We start from the raw sequence: 16,970 nt of genomic DNA on the forward strand, positions 1-16,970 counted from the left end.
AACCGGCTGAGATGATCCGGGACATGAAGGTACTCGTCATCGGTGCGACCGGCACGATCGGCGGCGCGGTCGCCACCGCGTTGGCGGCCTCCCACCAGGTCGTCGGGGCGTCCCGCACCGGGCCCACCAGGGTGGACCTGGCGGACCCGGCCTCCCTGGACACGCTCTTCGACGAGGTGCCGGAGCTGGACGCCGTGGTGTGCTGCGCCGCCAGCGGCCCGCTGGTCGACCTGGCCTCCGTCACCGACGACGCGTTCGAGGCCGGCCTGCGGGCCAAGTTGCTGGGCCAGGTCGCGCTGGCCCGCCGGGCCGCGCGGCGGCTGCGCGACGGCGGCTCCATCACCCTGACCGGGGGCACCTTTCCCGGCCCGCTGGCCGGCGGCTCGCTGGGCGCCCTGGTCAACTCGGGCCTGGCGGGCTTCGTCCGCAACGCGGCCAGCGAGCTGCCGCGCGGGCCGCGGCTCAACCTGGTCAGCCCCGGCTGGGTCAGGGAGACCCTGGAGAGCCTGGGCGAGGACGGCACCGACGGCACCCCCGTCGCCGAGGTGGCCCGCGCCTACGTGACGGCCGTCGAGGGCACCGCCCGGGGGCAGGTCCTGCGCCCCTGACCGGGTCCGGCGACGCCTCGCCCCCGGCCGCGGGGTGCGGCCGGGGGCGAGGCGTCAGGGCCGGGGGTTACTGGTAGGTGATGTCGGATTCGGTGTAGCGGCAGTGGGTGCCGTCGGGGCCGTCGCCGGACTCCTCCGGCTCGTCGCCCTCGTCGTTGCCGATGTACCGCTGGCACGGCACCAGGTCCCGGTCGTCGTCGCCGATCACCGTGATGTCGGTGAGGGTGGCGGTGTCGTCGTAGTTCTCGTTGACCCCGACCAGCCGGCTGGCCGGCGCGGTCACCTCGACCGAGTCGAGGACGACGGAACGCTGGTACTGGCTGGAGCAGTTGCCGCAGGAGCGGTACAGGGTGGTGAAGTCCTCGGCGGCGAAGTCGGTGATGGTCAGCTCGCCGCCGCCGTTGTGCTGGAACACCTTGTCGTCCGCGCCGCGGGCCGCGCCGCCGGTGACGGTGAAGCGGGAGCCGTCGCCGCCGCGGAAGGTCGCGGCGTCCTCGCCGATGTCCTCCCACCAGACCCGCTCCAGGGCGCAGCTGCCCGAGCAGTGCACGCCGTCGGCGCCCGGCGAGCCGATGATCACGTCGCTGAGCGTGCCGCCCTCGGACACCTCGAAGACCGGCAGCTGGTCCTCGCCCTGGCCGCCGTCGCCGAGCCCAGGGCCCGGCACGTAGCGGACGTTGCCGCCGTCGAAGTCGCCGTCCACCTCGATGGTCTCGTTGACCTCGATCTCGTCGGTGGCCTCCGGCCAGTCGACGGCCAGCGGCCCGGCGGCTGGCTCAGCGGCCGGCCCGGCGGCCGGCTCGGTGCCCGCGAGCTGGGTGGCGGCGGCCGTGGCGTCCAGCGCGAAGCTGGGGTGCGGCGGCTGGTTGTAGGCGGTGTTCTGCCAGGCCACCCCGGTGCGGTACTGCCGGTCCTCCATCAGCGAGGGGAAGCTGAGGTCGGTCGGGATGTCGGTGCTGTGGACGCGCAGCGCCGAGTTGTCCGAGGTGCGCCAGATGACCTCCTCGCGCCAGTCGCCGAGGATGTCGGCGGACAGCGCCGGCGTCGACTTGGTGCCGTTGTTGGAGGCCACGCCCTCGGCGGTGAGCAGCCGCTCGTCGCCGTCGGGGCCGTACTTGTCGATGTGGGTGCCGTCCAGCAGCTCCCGGGTGGCGTCGCCGTCCCACCAGACCAGGAAGTTGGTGCTGGACGGCTTGCGGCCGATCTCGTCGCCGTCCAGGTCGCGCAGCGAGCTGTCCGCCGACGACCAGAACTCGGCGCCCGGGTTGTCCGCCCAGATGTCGCCGGCCACCCCGCGCCCGTTGTCCGAGCCGGCCGGCGTCTCCCACCTGATGTCGCCGTTGGCCGGGTCGATCAGCAGCGAGGACGGCTGGTTGGACGACTCGGAGACCTTGTAGTACTCAAGGCCGGGGCTGCTCGGGTCGAAGTCGCCGAGGTGCTGGGCGTCGCCGTGCCCGGTGCCGGTGCTCCACAGCGGCGAGCCGTCGTCGTCCAGCGTCATCGCGCCGTAGACGATCTCGTCCCGGCCGTCCAGGTCCACGTCGCCGACGGACAGGCTGTGCGAGCCCTGCCCCGCGTACTGGCCGCCCGCCTCGTCGCTGTCGAAGAACCACCGCTGGTTCAGCGACTGGCCGTCGAAGTCCCAGGCGGCGACGGTGGACCGGGTGTAGTAGCCACGGGCCATGACCAACGAGGGGCCCTCGCCGTCCAGGTAGGCGGTGCCGGCCAGGAACCGGTCGACGCGGTTGCCGTAGCAGTCGCCCCAGTCGCAGGTGTCGCCGCGCGCCGGGAGGTAGTCCACGGTGTCCACGGCCGCGCCGGTGGCGCCGTCGAAGACGGTCAGGAACTCCGGCCCGGACAGCACGTAGCCGTCGCCGTTGCGGTGGTCGGCGCCCGCGTCGCCGATCACCGTGCCGGCGCCGTCCACGGTGCCGTCGGCGGTCTTCACGGCCACCTCGGCCGAGCCGTCGCCGTCGTAGTCGTAGACCTGGAACTGCGTGTAGTGCGCGCCGGCGCGGATGTTGCGGCCCAGGTCGATCCGCCACAGCTGCTCGCCGCCCAGCGTGTAGGCGTCGAGGTAGACGTTGCCGGTCACCCCGCCCTGCGAGTTGTCCTTGGCGTTGTCCGGGTCCCACTTGACGACGATCTCCAGCTCGCCGTCGCCGTTCAGGTCGCCGACCGAGGCGTCGTTGGGCGTGTGCTCGCCCGAGGGGCGGTCCAGCGGGATGTCGGTGTGCGCCCGCGGCATGGCCAGCGCCTCGGTGGCGTCCCGGGTCTCCACCCCGTCGGTGACGGTGGCCAGCGTGTAGACGGCGTCCGCCGGGGCGCCCTCGTCCAGGTGGTTGGTGACCCCGGTCAGCGGCTCCTCGGTGATCCGGGTGCCGTCCCGGTACAGGTGGAAGGCGAGGTCGTCGGGGTCGGCGGCCAGTTGCCGCCAGCTCACCAGGTTGCCCTGGTCGCCGCCGACGCTGACCAGGCCGCGGCCCAGCCCGTCCGTGGCGCGTTCGGCGGCCGGTTGGCCGGCCGGGGCCCCGGTGGTCTCGCTGGCCTGCGCCAGGACGGTGACGCCGCCGGTCGCCAGCACGCCGCCGAGGGCGGCGGCCAGCAGCGCCCGGCGGCGCCGGCCGGGTCGTGCGCGGTGAGGGGATGTCACGCGGTCTCCTTGGTGTGGGGGGTACTGCGCGCGGCGGCGGCGCGGTGGGGCGCCGGCCGCCCGGTCACCCTCCGGTCGTCGCCGACGGCCGGGAGGTTGCCGGTGGCCGGGGGACGGTCAGGGCCGGGTCCACGGACCCGGCCGGGCATTCAACCCATAGGGCGGTCAACGGGGATGCGTGGTGTGGTACGGCAAGTAAGCCGGAAAGGTGGGCAATTCGTGACCCGGTGGCGCCGGTCGGAGCCCGCGTCGGCGGCAACTCGCGCACGAAAGAGGGTGTTTCGTGTGGTTTACGCGCCACGTCTCAGCTCGGTATCGCCCCGCTGAACGATGTTCACAGCCAAAATCCCGGGCAGTAATGTGCCGTCCACCGGCTTAGGCCCTACCCCGCCCGAACCCTCTGAGGTGGATCAATGCGCATAGCAAGACCCCGCGCCGCGAAGGCGATCGTGGCCGCCCTGGCGATCGGCATGGTCGCCACCGCCTGTGCCAGCGACCGCGACGAAAGCGACTCCAGCGGCGACTCCGAGGTGTTCGTGTTCGGCGCCGCGGGCGACCCGGCGGCCCTCGACCCGTCGCTGGCCAGCGACGGCGAGTCGTTCCGGGTGACCCGGGCGGCCTTCGAGACCCTGCTGGAGCACGAGCCGGGCGGCACGGAACTGGTCCCCGGCCTGGCCAGGGAGTGGTCCTCCAACGAGGAGGGCACCGAGTGGACCTTCCAGCTCCAGGAGGGCGTCACCTTCCACGACGGCGCCGAGCTGACCGGCGAGGTCGTCTGCCAGAACTTCGACCGCTGGTACAACTGGTCGGGCACCTACCAGAACACCACGCTCTCCTACTACTGGCAGGGCGTCTTCGGCGGCTTCGCCGAGAACGAGAGCGAGAACGTCCCGGAGCCCAACTACGTGGGCTGTGAGGCGCCGGACGAGCTGACCGCCACCATCACGGTGGAGCGGCCCTCGGCCAACTACCCGGGCGGCTTCTCGCTCCAGGCGTTCGCCATCCACTCGCCCGACGCCATCGAGGCGTACGCCGAGGACGACGCCAGCGGCAGCGGCGAGAACATCACCTTCCCGGCCTACAGCCAGGAGGGCGGCACCGTCGCCGGCACCGGCCCGTTCCGCATCACCGAGTGGAACAAGGGCAACGGCGAGGTCACCCTGGAGCGCTTCGACGAGTACTGGGGCGAGACCAAGGCCGGCGTGGACACCCTGGTCTTCCGCACCATCCCCGAGGAGTCGGCCCGCCGGCAGGAGCTCCAGGCCGGCGACATCCACGGCTACGACCTGGTCGCGCCGGCGGACGTGCGGACGCTGGAGGACGAGGGCTTCCAGGTCCCGGTCCGCGGCGTCTTCAACATCCTCTACCTGGGCATCACCCAGGAGCGGCAGCCCGCGCTTGAGGACCTCCAGGTTCGGCAGGCCATCGCGCACGCCCTGGACCGGCAGAACATCGTGGACACCCAGCTGCCCGAGGGCGGCGTGCAGGCCACCCAGTTCATCCCGGACACCGTCGCCGGTTACTCCGAGGACGTGCAGACCTACGAGTACGACCCGGAGCTGGCGCAGAGCCTGCTGGCCGAGGCCGGTGCCGAGGACCTGACGCTGGAGTTCTGCTACCCGACCGAGGTCACCCGCCCGTACATGCCGGCGCCCGTCGACATCTACGAGCTGCTGCGCGCCGACCTGGAGGCGGTCGGCGTGACCGTCGAGCCCAAGCCGCTCACCTGGAACCCGGACTACCAGGAGACCACCAGGTCCGGTGGGTGTGACGTCTACCTGCTCGGCTGGACCGGCGACTTCAACGACGCCTACAACTTCCTGGGCACCTGGTTCGACGGCTACTCGCAGGAGTGGGGCTTCGAGAACGAGGAGATCTTCGACCTGCTCGCCGAGGTCAGCGCCGAGCCGGACGTCGCCACCCGTGAGGCCATGTACGAGGAGGCCAACGTGGCGATCATGGACTTCCTGCCCGGCGTGCCGATCTCCAGCTCGCCGCCGTCCATCGCCTTCTCCGCCGACGTCAACCCGCCGACGACGTCTCCGCTGACCCAGGAGAACTTCGCCGAGGTCTCCTTCAAGTAGCCCTTGAGGGCAGGGGATTCGGACTTCCGCCCGGCCACGGGACCCGTGGCCGGGCGGCGGTCTTCCCCCTGGGACCTGAGAGAAAGGGGAGCCCATCGGTGCTCCGTCTCGTCGTCCGCAGGTTGCTACAGCTGATACCCACGCTGTTCGGCCTGTCGGTTCTGCTGTTCCTCTGGATCCACCGACTACCCGGCGGTCCCGCCTGGGCGCTGCTCGGTGAACGGGGGGACGAGGCCTCCCGCCGGCAGATCGAGGAACAACTCGGGCTCGATGAGCCCCTGCTGGTGCAGTACGGCCGTTGGCTCGGCCGGCTCGTCCGGCTCGACCTCGGGAACTCCGTGAAGACCGGCCAGCCGGTCTGGGAGGAGTTCACCCTGCGCTTCCCGGCCACCGTCGAACTCGGCCTCACCGCCCTGCTGTTCGCCGTGGTCATCGGCATCCCGCTCGGCTACTTCGCGGCCCGCCGCCGCGGCACCTGGCTGGACGTCGCCGCGGTCTCCGGCTCGCTGCTGGGGATCTGCGTCCCGGTCTTCTTCCTGGCCATGATCCTGCGGTCGATCTTCGCCGTGAACCTGGGCTGGCTGCCCAGCGGCGGCCGGCTCACCACCGGGATCAACGCCACCGACGTCACCGGGTTCGCGGTCCTCGACGGGCTGTTGACCGGCGAGTTCGACGCCTCCTGGGACGCCATCCAGCACCTGATCCTGCCCGGCCTGGCGCTGGCCTCCATCCCGTTGGCCGTGGTGGTCCGGATCACCCGGGCCAGCGTGCTCGAGGTGCTCAGCGAGGACTACGTGCGCACCGCCGAGTCGAAGGGGCTGCGCAAGAGCGTGGTCCGCGGCCGGCACGTGCTGCGGAACGCGCTGCTGCCGGTGGTCACCACCGTCGGCCTGGTCACCGGCAGCCTGCTGTCGGGCGCCGTGCTGACCGAGTCCGCGTTCTCCTTCGGCGGCATCGGCAGCTTCATCCGGCAGGCCATCTCCGACCGTGACTACCCGGTGCTGATGGGCTTCATCCTGTTCATCGCCCTGCTCTACGTGCTGATCAACCTGGTGGTCGATCTCACCTACGGCCTGATCGACCCGAGAGTGCGGGTGAACTGATGGCGACCAAGACCGAGAAGATCGACCGGCTGGCCGAGCTCACCGCGCGGCGGGAGACCGCGGTCGGCGGCAGCCTGTGGGTGGAGGCGTTCCGGCGCCTGCGCACCAGCAAGATGGCGATGATCGGCGCCTGCATCATGGTGGCCTTCGTGATCATCGCGATCATCGGCCCGTGGATCGCCCCGCACAACCCGACCGCCCAGCTGTGGCGGGACGAGGTCTTCACCAACCGGGGCGAGTTCGTCGGCCCGCGCGCCGAGAACTGGCTCGGCCTGGACCACCTGGGCCGCGACCAGCTCTCCCGGCTGCTGGTCGGCGCCCGGCAGACGCTGCTGGTCGGCGTCGTCGCCACGGTGCTCGGCTTCGCCGTCGGCGCGCTGATCGGCGGAATCTCCGGCGCGGCGCTGGCCTTCGGCGGCCGGGCCGGCCAGCGGCTGGACACCGTGCTGATGCGGTTCATCGACATGATGCTGGCGATGCCCTCGCTGCTGCTGGCGGTGAGCATCGCCGCGGTGATGGGGCAGAGCCTCACCACGGTGATGATCGCCGTGGGTGTGGTGCAGGTCCCGGTGTTCGCCCGGCTGTTGCGCGGCTCGATGCTCTCCCAGGCCAACGCGGACTACGTGCTGGCCGCGCGGGCGCTCGGCGTGCGCCGGCGGCGCGTGGTGCTCGGCCACGTGCTGCCCAACTCGCTGGGCCCGGTCATCGTGCAGTCCACCCTGGCGCTGGCCACCGCCATCATCGAGGCCGCCGCCCTGTCCTACCTGGGCCTGGGCAACCCGGACGCGTCGCAACCCGAGTGGGGCGTGATGCTGGCGCAGGCCGAGCGGTTCTTCGACGAGGCACCGCTGATGGCGTTCTGCCCGGCGCTGGGCATCATCATCACCGCCCTCGGCTTCACCCTGCTCGGTGAGGCCATGCGGGAAGCACTCGACCCGAAACTGCGGAGCTGATCCCATGCCCCTGCTTTCCGTGGACGAACTGAAGGTCACCTTCCAAGGGCGTGGCCAGCGCCCGGCCACCGCCGTCTCCGGCGTCTCCTTCGACGTGGACGAGGGCCAGGTGGTCGGGCTGGTCGGGGAGTCGGGCTGCGGCAAGAGCGTCACCTCGCTGGCCCTGATGGGCCTGTTGCCCAGCAAGGGGGTGCGGGTCGAGGGGCGGGCCGACTTCCGCGGCACCGACCTGCTGTCGCTGCGCCAGTCCGCGCTGCGCGACCTGCGCGGCACCCAGCTGGCGATGATCTTCCAGGACCCGCTCTCCTCGCTGAACCCGGTGGTGCCCATCGGCGTGCAGGTCACCGAGATCCTCAGCCGGCACCGGGGGATGCGCGGCCAGGCCGCCCGCAAGGAGGCCGCCGCGCTGCTGGACCGGGTCGGCATCCCGGACCCGACCCGCCGGCTCAAGGAGTACCCGCACCAGCTCTCCGGCGGGATGCGGCAGCGCGCCTTGATCGCCATGGCGGTGGCCTGCGCGCCGCGCCTGCTGATCGCCGACGAGCCGACCACCGCGCTGGACGTCACCATCCAGGCGCAGATCCTGGAACTGCTCAAGGAGCTGGTGGACGAGCAGGGCACCGCGCTGCTGATGATCACCCACGACCTGGGGGTGGTCGCCGGGCTCTGCGACGAGGTCAACGTGCTGTACGCCGGCAAGGTGGTGGAGTCCGCCGACCGGCGGACGCTGTTCGCCGAGCCGAGCCACCCGTACGCGCACGGCCTGCTCAACTCCATCCCCCGGCTGGACGCGCCGCGTGGCCAGCCGCTGAACCCGGTGCGCGGCTCCATCAACGACCAGATCCCCTGGGCCGAGGGCTGCGCGTTCGCCCCGCGCTGCGACTTCTACACCATGGACTGCCTCCAGGGGACGCCGGCGCTGGACGCGTTGGCGCCCCCGGGCGGGGCCCCTGAGCGGCCGGGGCCGGCCGGCCACCAGGTCCGCTGCGTCAACCCGGTGCGCGAGCCGCTGAAGGTCGCCACCCTGGCCGAGGTCGGCGCGGCCGGCGGCCCCGGTGAGACCGGCGGCCCCGGTGAGACCGGCGGTTCCGGTGCGACCGGTGGCGCGGCTTCGGCCGAGGCGGCCACCCCGAAGGAGGAGACCGCAGAGTGAGCCTGCTGGAACTGAACGACGTCAAGGTCCACTTCCCGGTCCGCCGCGGTGTCCTCTTCGACCGCACCGTCGGCCACGTCTACGCCGTGGACGGCGTCTCGCTGTCCGTCGAGGCCGGCCAGACCTACGGGCTGGTCGGCGAGTCCGGCTGCGGCAAGACCACCCTGGGCCGGGCGGTGCTGCGGCTGACCGACATCACCTCGGGCGAGGTCGTCTTCGACGGCACCGACCTGGCGGCGCTGCCGGAGGAGGAGATGCGCCGCTCCCGGCGCCGGCTCCAGATGGTCTTCCAGGACCCGCTGGGCAGCCTCAACCCCCGGCAGAACATCGAGTCGATCCTGGCCGAGGGCATGGCGGCGCACGGCATCGGCGCCGACCGCACCGAGCGGCGGGCCCGGATCGTCGAGGTGCTGGAACGGGTGGGCCTGCCGGCCGACGCGCTCTCCCGCTACCCGCACGAGTTCTCCGGCGGGCAGCGGCAGCGCATCGGCATCGCCAGGGCGCTGGTCCTGGAGCCGGACCTGATCATCTGTGACGAGCCGGTCTCCGCGCTGGACGTCTCCATCCAGGCCCAGGTGATCAACCTCCTGGAGGAGCTTCAGGAGCAGCTGGGGCTGACCTACCTGGTGATCGCCCACGACCTGGCCGTGGTCCGGCACATCTCGGACGTGATCGGCGTGATGTACCTGGGCGCGCTCGTCGAGGAGGCGCCCAGCGACCTGCTCTACGCCGAGCCCCGGCACCCGTACACCCGGGCGCTGATGTCGGCCGTGCCGGTGCCCGACCCGGAGGTGGAGGACAACCGGGAGCGCATCCTGCTCCGCGGCGACCTGCCGTCGCCGGCCAACCCGCCGGCCGGCTGCCGCTTCCACACCCGCTGCCCCTGGCGGCAGCCGGAGCGGTGCGACACCGAGCGGCCCCAGCTCACCGAGCTGGCCGACGGCCACCGGGTGGCCTGCCACTACGCGGCGGAGATCGCCGACGGCCGCATCCAGCCGGTCCGGGAGCTGGCCGAACGCATCCTGCCGCCGGAACCGGACGAGCCGGCCGCCGGCTCCGACGAGCCGGCGGGGCCGGGCGAGTCGTCGGCGCCCGAGTCGTCGGCGGGGCCGGGCGAGTCGGCGGCGCCCGAGTCGTCGGCGCGGCTCGCGGGCGCGGCGGAGCCGGCGGAACCCCCGGGGTCCGGGGAGTCGGCGCGGCCCTCGGAGTCGAAGGGCTGAGCCCCGCGGGCCCCGCCCGGGTCGGCGAGCGTGGCCGAGCCGGGCGGCCCCGGCGGCCCCGGCGGCCCCGGCGCTTGGCCGGGCGAAGCCGGCCGGGCCCCGAGCGGTCAGCCGGGGCCGGCGACCCGCCGGCCCCGGCGGTGCCGCTCGGTCGGCCAGCGCGGCCCGCTGGTCCCCGGGGGTGGTTTGTCGGGGGTGATCGGGCTGAATCAGCCGGAATCCACCGTTACCGCCCTCGGGGCCCGGCTACGGTCGTGCCGTGAAGGCCATCCGTCGCTTCTCCGTACGCCCCGTCCTTCCCGAGCCCCTGCGACCCCTCCAGGAACTGGCGCGCAACCTGCGCTGGTCCTGGCACCCCGAGACCCGTGAGCTGCTGCGCTCCGTCGATCCGGACAGCTGGCAGTCGGGCGGCGAGGACCCGGTGCGGCTGCTGGGCACCGTCACCGCCGGCCGGCTGGCCGCGCTCGCCGCGGACCGCGGCTTCGTGCGCCGCCTCGGCATGGCCGCCGAGGACCTCAGGGACTACCTCACCGAACCCCGCTGGTACCAGCAGGCCGAGGCCCGCACCGGCGGCGAACTGCCCCGTTCCGTCGCCTACTTCTCCCCGGAGTTCGGCATCACCGCCGCGCTCCCGCAGTACTCGGGGGGCCTCGGCATCCTGGCCGGCGACCACCTCAAGGCCGCCAGCGACCTGGGCGTCCCGCTGATCGGCGTGGGCCTGCTCTACCGGCACGGCTACTTCCGGCAGAGCCTCTCGCCGGACGGCTGGCAGCAGGAGCACTACCCGGTCATCGACCCCCACGAGCTGCCGCTGACCCCGCTGCTGGAGGCGGACGGCAGCCGCGCCCGGGTCACCCTGGCGCTGCCCGGCGGCCGGGCCATGACCGCGGTGATCTGGCAGGTCCAGGTCGGCCGGGTGCCGCTGCTGCTGCTCGACTCCTCGGTCGCCGAGAACGGGCCGGCCGAACGCGACGTCACCGACCGGCTCTACGGCGGCGGCAGCGAGCACCGGCTGCTCCAGGAGATGCTGCTGGGCATCGGCGGGGTGCGGGCGGTGCGCGCCTTCTGCCGGCTCACCGGCCACCCGGAGCCCGAGGTGTTCCACATGAACGAGGGGCACGCCGGCTTCCTCGGGCCCGAGCGGATCAGGGAGCTGGGGGAGTACGGCGTCGGCTTCGACGCCGCGCTGCGCGCCGTCCGGGCCGGCACCATCTTCACCACCCACACCCCGGTGCCCGCCGGCATCGACCGGTTCGCCGAGGAGCTGGTCGCCCGGCACTTCGGCGAGGGCGGCGAGCTGGCCACCGTCGATCTCCAGGCGCTGCTCGGCCTCGGCCGGGAGCCGCTGGGCGCGGCCGCGCCGGGCGGCCAGCCGGTGGCGGAGGACGAGCCGCCACCGTTCAACATGGCTGTCCTCGGCCTGCGCACCGCGCAGCGCTGCAACGGCGTCTCCACCCTGCACGGCCACGTCAGCCGGGGCATGTTCGCCGGCCTGTGGCCCGGCTTCGACGAGGCCGAGGCGCCCATCGGCTCCGTCACCAACGGAGTGCACGCCCCCACCTGGACGGCCGACGCCACCCGCCGGCTCGCCGAGGGCGGCCGGGGCGACACCGAGCTGTGGGAGCTGCGCCGCGCGCTGCGCGAGCAGCTGGTGCACGACGTGCGCGCCCGGCTGCGCGCCTCCTGGCGGCAGCGTGGCGCCGGCCAGGCCGAGCTGGGTTGGGTGGACGAGGTCTTCGACCCGGAGGTGCTCACCCTGGGCTTCGCCCGCCGGGTCCCCTCCTACAAGCGGCTCACGCTGATGCTCCAGGACCAGGACCGGCTCAAGGCGCTGCTGCTGCACCCGCGGCGCCCGGTGCAGATCGTGGTCGCCGGCAAGGCCCACCCGGCGGACGACGGGGGCAAGCGGCTGATCCAGGAGCTGCTGCGGTTCGCCGACGACCCGGAGGTCCGTCACCGGATCGTCTTCCTGCCCGACTACGGCATGGGCATGGCCCGCTCGCTCTACGCCGGCTGCGACGTCTGGCTCAACAACCCGCTGCGACCGCTGGAGGCGTGCGGCACCTCCGGGATGAAGGCCGCGCTCAACGGCTGCCTCAACCTGTCGGTGCGGGACGGCTGGTGGGACGAGTGGTTCGATCCGGACTTCGGCTGGGAGATCCCCACCGCCGACGGGGTCGCCGCCGCCGAGCCCGAACGCCGGGACGCCATCGAGGCCGCCGCCCTCTACACCCTGCTGGAGCAGCAGGTGGCGCCCTGCTTCTACGACCGGGGCGTCAACGGCGCCGGGCTGCCCGGCCGGTGGCTGGAGATGGTGCGGGCGACGCTGGACCGGCTCGCCCCCCGGGTGCGGGCCGAGCGGATGCTGCGCGAGTACATCACCGACTACTACGGCCCGGCCGCCGCCGCGCACCGGGCGATGACCGCCGAGGCGGCCGGCGAGCTGGCGGCCTTCGCCGAACGGGTCACCCGGGCCTGGCCCGGCGTCTCGGTGGAGCACGTGGAGCCCGGCAACGAGCCGCCCACGCTGGGCGGTTCGGTCTCGCTGCGGGTGCGGGTGGCGCTCGGCGGGCTGGAGCCGGCCGCGGTCGAGGTGCAGGCCGTCACCGGCCGGGTGAACGGCGACGACACCCTCGCCGAGCCGCAGTGCGTGCCGCTGAAGGCGGTCGGCGGGGCCGACCTGGCGGGGCGGTGGACCTTCGAGGGCGAGCTGACCCTGAGCCGGCCGGGCCCGTTCGGCTACACCGTGCGGGTCCTGCCGGCGCACCCGCTGCTCGCCTCCCGCGCCGAGCTGGGCCTGCTCGCCGTCGCCGGCGACGCGGCCCTGCCGGGCTGACCGCCCCCGCCCCGGACCCGGCCCCCGCCTCGGCGGGCGCCGGGTCCCGGGCGGTCAGGCCAGCGACTCGCGCCAGGCGCGGTGCAGGTCGGAGAAGCGGCCGGTGCCGGCGACCAGCTCGGCGGGCGCGCCGTCCTCCACCACCCGGCCGTCCTCCATCACCAGCACCCGGTCGGCGATCTCCACCGTGGACAGGCGGTGCGCGATCACCAGCGCCGTCCGGTCCCGCAGGACCGTGACCATGGCGTCCTGCACCGCCCGCTCGCCCGGGATGTCCAGCGAGGACGTCGCCTCGTCCAGGATCACCACCGCCGGGTCGGCCAGCAGCACCCGGGCGAAGGCCACCAACTGCCGCTGCCCGGCCGAGATCCGGCCGCCGCGCTTGCGGACGTCCGTGTCGTAGCCGTCGGGCAGCTCCACGATGAACTCGTGCGCCCCGATGGCCCGGGCCGCCGCCTCGATCTCCGCCCGGCTGGCGTCCGGCTTGCCCAGCGCGATGTTCTCCGCGACCGTGCCGGAGAACAGGAACGCCTCCTGGGTCACCATCACCACCCCGCGCCGCAGCTCCGTCAGGCTCAGTCGCCGCAGGTCCGTGCCGTCCAGCAGCACCCGGCCGTCCGTCGGGTCGTAGAACCTGGCCAGCAGCTTGGCCAGCGTCGACTTGCCGGCGCCCGTCGCGCCGACCAGCGCCGTCGTCTCGCCGCTGGCCAGCGTCAGCCGGAAGCGCGGCAGCACGTCCCCGCCGGTGCGGTAGGCGAACCGCACGTCGTCGAAGACCACCTCGCGCCCCGGCCGGCCCGCCGGCCGCTCCGGCAGCGCCGCCGGCTCGTCCGGCTCGGGCACGTCCGGCCGCTGGGCCAGCAGCCCGGAGATCTTGTGCAGCGAGGCCACCGCCGACTGGTAGCTGTTGAGCAGCATGGCGAACCGGTCCAGCGGGTCGTAGAGCCGCCGGATGTAGAGCGCGCCGGCGGCCAGCGCCCCCAGCTCCAGCTCGCCGGCCCGCACCCGCTGCGCCCCCCACAGCACGATGCCCGCCACCGCGACGGCCGCGACCAGCCGGCTGAGCACCACGAACCTGGCCATCTCCAGGATGGTGTCGCCGTTGATCCGCTCGTGCCGGCGGTTCAGCCGGTCGAAGGCCTCGTCGTTGGCCCGCTCCCGGCGGAACGCCTGCACCGGGCGGATGCCGTTGACCGTCTCGGTGAACTTCACGATGACCGCGGCGATCGCCGAGGACCGGGCGGTGAACCGCTCCGCCGAGCGCCGCCGGTAGCTGCGCACCAGCAGGCTCAGCGGCACGAACGACACCACGGCGGCGGCACCGAGCCCCACGTCCAGGTAGAACAGCAGGCCACCGATGTAGGTGAGGGAGACCAGGATCAGCAGCATCTCCTGGAGGCCCTCGTTGAGCAGCTCGCGCAGCGACTGCACGTCGCTGGTGGAGCGGGAGATCAGCCGGCCCGAGGTGTACCGGTCGTGGAAGTCGAGGCTGAGCGCCTGCGCGTGCCGGTAGATCCGGCCCCGCAGCTCCAGCAGCACGTTCTGGTTGACCCGGGCGGAGACCCGGATGAAGAACGACTGGAACACCCCGGCGCCCAGCGCGCACAGCAGGTACGCCACGGCCACCGCGATCAGCGGCCCGTTGTCGTCCTCGCGGAGCGCCGGCACGCCCCGGTCGATGGCGAAGGCCACCAGCAGCGGCACGGCCTGCACCGCCGCCTGCTGGGCCAGCAGCAGCACCGCGGCCAGCGCCACCCGGGCCCAGTGCGGGCGCAGTAGCGAGAGCAGCAGCTCACGGGAGGCGCCGGCGGGGGAGGGCAGCTCGTCGCTGGCGTACGGATCGCCGGCCGCGTCGGCGGGCTCCAGCGCCTCCGGCGGCTCCGTCGGGTCGATCCGGCCGGCCTCGGGGCCCGGCCGGGAGCGGTCGTCGTCGTGGTGGTCGGTGTCCTGGCCGTTGACGGTGGTGGTCATGGGGCGGGCGCCTTACGAGGATCGGGAGGGGGCGGTCAGCGAACCGCCGGCGGAGGGCTCCTGGCCGGCGGCCTGCCGGAGCTGGGACTCGCCGGTCATCAGCCGGCGGTACTCGGCGTTGCCGCGCAGCAGCTCCGCGTGGGTGCCGACGGCGGAGACCCGACCTTCGGTCAGCAGCGCCACCCGGTCGGCCAGCTGGACCGTGGACGGGCGGTGCGCCACCACCAGGGCCGTGGTGCCGACCAGCACCTCGCGGAGCGCGGCCTCCACCCGGGCCTCGGTGTGCACGTCGAGCGCGGAGAGCGGATCGTCCAGCACCAGGAAGCGGGGCTTGCCGATGACCGCGCGGGCCAGCGCCAGCCGCTGCCGCTGCCCGCCGGAGAGACTCAGGCCCTGCTCGCCGACCTCGGTCTCCAACCCCTCGGGCAGCGCCCGGACGAAGCCGTCGGCCTGGCTGACCCGCAGCGCCCTGGCCAGCTCGGCCTCGTCGGCCCGCGCCGCGCCCATCAGCACGTTCTCCCCGACGGACGCGGAGAACAGCGTCGGCTCCTCGAAGGCGACCGCCACCAGGGCGCGCACCTCGGCCCGGGAGAGCGTCGCCGTGTCCACCCCGTCCAGCGTGATCCGGCCCGAGGTGACCTCGTGCAGCCGGGGCAGCAGCGCCAGCAGCGTGGTCTTGCCGCTGCCGGTCGCGCCGACCAGGGCCAGCGTCTCGCCCGTGCGGACGTGCAGTGACAGCCCGTCGAGCGTCGGCGGGCTGTCGGGCGGCGCGTCCGGGTAGCGGAAGACGACGTCCTCGAAGCGGATGCCGTCGCCCGGCTCGGCCGCGGCGGCCGACGGCTCGGGGCCGCGGCCGGCGGCCCGGGCCGCCGCCCGCTCCGGCTCCGGCGGCACCTCGGTGTCCAGCACCTCGAAGTACCGGTCGGTCGCGGTGGCCGCCTCGTTGCAGAGCGCCAGCAGGAAGCCCATCGACTCCACCGGCCAGCGCAGCACCATCGCCGTGGCCATGAAGGCGACCAGGGTGCCGGCGGTCAGCTGGTTGTCGGCGACCTGGGCGACGCCCAGCACCAGCGCGGAGCCCAGGAACAGCTCCGGCAGCGCCAGGATCACCAGCCAGATCAGGGAGAGCAGCCTGGCCTTGTGCAGCTCGGTGTCTCGCAGCTCCCCGGAGAGCGCCCGGAAGGCGCGGGCCTGGCTGCGGTGCCGGCCGAAGCCCTTGATGATCCGGATGCCGAGGATCGACTCCTCGACCACCGTGGTCAGATCCCCCATCTGGTCCTGCGCCCGGCGGGCCACCAGGGAGAACCGCGCCTCGAAGAGGGCGCAGAGCACCACCAGCGGCACCACCGGCAGGACCAGCACCAGGCCCAGCGTCCAGTCCTGGACCAGCAGCACGCCGAAGCCGATCACGATGGTGGCGCTGTTGACGATGAGGAAGGTCAGCCCGAACGCCAGGAACATGCGCAGCAGTTGCAGGTCGCCGGTGGCCCGGGAGAGCAGCTGGCCGGTGGGCCAGCGGTCGTGGAAGGAGACCGGCAGCCGTTGCAGGTGGCGGTAGATCGCGCCCCGCATGTCCGCCTCGACGCGGGCCAGCGGCCGGGCCACCAGCCAGCGGCGGAGGCCGAAGAGGAAGGCCTCGGTCAGCCCGACGACGAGCAGCACCGCCCCGCCCCACCAGACGCCGGCCGTGTCGCCGTCGGCGACCGGGCCGTCCACCATCCACTTCAGCACCAGGGGCATCACCAGCCCCATGGAGGCGGCGACAACCGCCACCGCGGCGGCGCCGAAGACCCGGCCTCTGACCGGTCTGACATAGGGCCACAGCCGCAGCAGGGCACGGACGACGGAACGTTTTCGGGGCGCGGACTCGGGGAGGGCGGGGGCGGAGGCTGAGGCAGACATCGCTTCCGAGCCTACGAGCTGGCACTGACATCGCCCACCCGGTTTTCGACCTAGGTCCCGGGACCGAGACGCTGGTCGACCGCCGGGTGGCGGGGGCGGCCGGCCGTTGTCAGTGGCGGCGCCTACTGTGGCCCGCATGAGTCAACAGGGTGAGCTGCGCGAGTTGCAGGCGGCGCTGCGCACGGCCTCCGACGTCGCCTTCGACCAGGAGCCGCCGGCCGGTGAGCAGGCCGAGGTGCTGGTCGACGCGCTGCGTCGGGCGCTGGCCGCGGCGCAGACGATGAGCGACGGGCCGGGGGAGACGGGCTGCCGGGAGCATCCCAGGGGGGCGGTCGATCCGCTCTACGGCGATCCGGAGGACCCGCTGCCGCCCGGCTGGGGCCGCTGCCTGCTGTGCAACGACCGCCGCCGCCGGGCCAGCACCCGCCGCCGGCCCGGCCGCTAGGGCGCGGCGGGGCGGCGGCTGGGACGAGGGGGCGGTCAGCGG

General features: G+C 73.5%; 11 protein-coding genes and 1 pseudogene. 8 read left to right on the forward strand and 4 right to left on the reverse strand.

Features of this window, described 5'->3' with window-relative positions; all coding sequences use genetic code 11:
• Nucleotides 1–23: 23 nt before the first annotated feature.
• Nucleotides 24–608 (forward strand): short chain dehydrogenase, encoded by a 585-nt coding sequence (locus RM844_RS00225; protein ID WP_311663244.1) that lies wholly within the window; start codon nucleotides 24–26, stop codon nucleotides 606–608.
• Nucleotides 609–675: 67 nt separating this feature from the next.
• On the opposite strand, the gene RM844_RS00230 is transcribed toward RM844_RS00225, so the two are convergent.
• Entirely contained in the window at nucleotides 676–1,311 is a 636-nt protein-coding gene (locus RM844_RS00230; protein ID WP_394814402.1) for a pectate lyase, read from the reverse strand.
• 141 nt (nucleotides 1,312–1,452) lie between these two features.
• Nucleotides 1,453–3,261: pseudogene (locus RM844_RS00235) on the reverse strand (rhamnogalacturonan lyase); the annotation flags it as partial.
• A gap of 413 nt (nucleotides 3,262–3,674) precedes the next feature.
• Here RM844_RS00235 and RM844_RS00240 point away from each other — a divergent pair.
• The 6 genes from RM844_RS00240 to glgP all read left to right on the forward strand — a co-directional run bounded on the left by RM844_RS00240 (nucleotide 3,675) and on the right by glgP (nucleotide 12,610).
• On the forward strand, nucleotides 3,675–5,345 hold the full coding sequence (locus RM844_RS00240; protein ID WP_311663246.1) for an ABC transporter substrate-binding protein: 1,671 nt from the start codon (nucleotides 3,675–3,677) through the stop codon (nucleotides 5,343–5,345).
• A gap of 98 nt (nucleotides 5,346–5,443) precedes the next feature.
• Nucleotides 5,444–6,448 carry an ABC transporter permease gene (locus RM844_RS00245; RefSeq protein WP_311663248.1) on the forward strand — a complete coding sequence of 335 codons (1,005 nt, stop codon included), beginning with the start codon at nucleotides 5,444–5,446 and terminating at the stop codon, nucleotides 6,446–6,448.
• Nucleotides 6,448–7,401: an ABC transporter permease gene (locus RM844_RS00250; RefSeq protein ID WP_311663250.1), complete on the forward strand. Its 954-nt coding sequence runs from the start codon at nucleotides 6,448–6,450 to the stop codon at nucleotides 7,399–7,401. The genes RM844_RS00245 and RM844_RS00250 overlap by 1 nt, the downstream gene beginning before the upstream one ends.
• Before the next feature lie 4 nt (nucleotides 7,402–7,405).
• Entirely contained in the window at nucleotides 7,406–8,554 is a 1,149-nt protein-coding gene (locus RM844_RS00255; protein WP_311663252.1) for an ABC transporter ATP-binding protein, read from the forward strand.
• A complete protein-coding gene (locus RM844_RS00260) occupies nucleotides 8,551–9,774 on the forward strand; it encodes an ABC transporter ATP-binding protein (protein WP_311663254.1) in 1,224 nt (407 codons plus the stop codon). Before RM844_RS00255 ends, RM844_RS00260 begins: the two co-directional genes overlap by 4 nt.
• Nucleotides 9,775–10,033: 259 nt before the next feature.
• On the forward strand, nucleotides 10,034–12,610 hold the full coding sequence (gene glgP, locus RM844_RS00265) for an alpha-glucan family phosphorylase (RefSeq protein ID WP_311663256.1): 2,577 nt from the start codon (nucleotides 10,034–10,036) through the stop codon (nucleotides 12,608–12,610).
• Nucleotides 12,611–12,664: 54 nt separating this feature from the next.
• Here glgP and RM844_RS00270 read toward each other — a convergent pair whose 3' ends face one another.
• Both RM844_RS00270 and RM844_RS00275 read right to left on the reverse strand, forming a co-directional pair.
• Entirely contained in the window at nucleotides 12,665–14,581 is a 1,917-nt protein-coding gene (locus RM844_RS00270; RefSeq protein WP_311663258.1) for an ABC transporter ATP-binding protein, read from the reverse strand.
• Between the two features lie 12 nt (nucleotides 14,582–14,593).
• Nucleotides 14,594–16,483, reverse strand: a complete 1,890-nt coding sequence (locus tag RM844_RS00275; RefSeq protein ID WP_311663260.1) for an ABC transporter ATP-binding protein — start codon at nucleotides 16,481–16,483, stop codon at nucleotides 14,594–14,596.
• A gap of 136 nt (nucleotides 16,484–16,619) precedes the next feature.
• Here RM844_RS00275 and RM844_RS00280 point away from each other — a divergent pair, with 136 nt between their 5' ends.
• Entirely contained in the window at nucleotides 16,620–16,928 is a 309-nt protein-coding gene (locus RM844_RS00280) for a hypothetical protein (RefSeq protein ID WP_311663262.1), read from the forward strand.
• The last annotated feature ends 42 nt before the right edge of the window (nucleotides 16,929–16,970 follow it).

Source organism: Streptomyces chisholmiae, from assembly GCF_031845445.1.
In the GTDB taxonomy this organism is placed as follows: Bacteria; Actinomycetota; Actinomycetes; order Streptomycetales; family Streptomycetaceae; genus Streptomyces; species Streptomyces chisholmiae.

What these genes read in the sequence shown, in the direction of transcription:
- RM844_RS00280 (WP_311663262.1), top strand. Translation starts at nt 16,620, where the DNA reads ATGAGTCAACAGGGTGAGCTGCGCGAGTTGCAGGCGGCGCTGCGCACG.
- RM844_RS00275 (WP_311663260.1), bottom strand. Translation starts at nt 16,483, where the DNA reads ATGTCTGCCTCAGCCTCCGCCCCCGCCCTCCCCGAGTCCGCGCCCCGA.
- RM844_RS00255 (WP_311663252.1), top strand. Translation starts at nt 7,406, where the DNA reads ATGCCCCTGCTTTCCGTGGACGAACTGAAGGTCACCTTCCAAGGGCGT.
- RM844_RS00240 (WP_311663246.1), top strand. Translation starts at nt 3,675, where the DNA reads ATGCGCATAGCAAGACCCCGCGCCGCGAAGGCGATCGTGGCCGCCCTG.
- RM844_RS00270 (WP_311663258.1), bottom strand. Translation starts at nt 14,581, where the DNA reads ATGACCACCACCGTCAACGGCCAGGACACCGACCACCACGACGACGAC.
- RM844_RS00250 (WP_311663250.1), top strand. Translation starts at nt 6,448, where the DNA reads ATGGCGACCAAGACCGAGAAGATCGACCGGCTGGCCGAGCTCACCGCG.
- RM844_RS00225 (WP_311663244.1), top strand. Translation starts at nt 24, where the DNA reads ATGAAGGTACTCGTCATCGGTGCGACCGGCACGATCGGCGGCGCGGTC.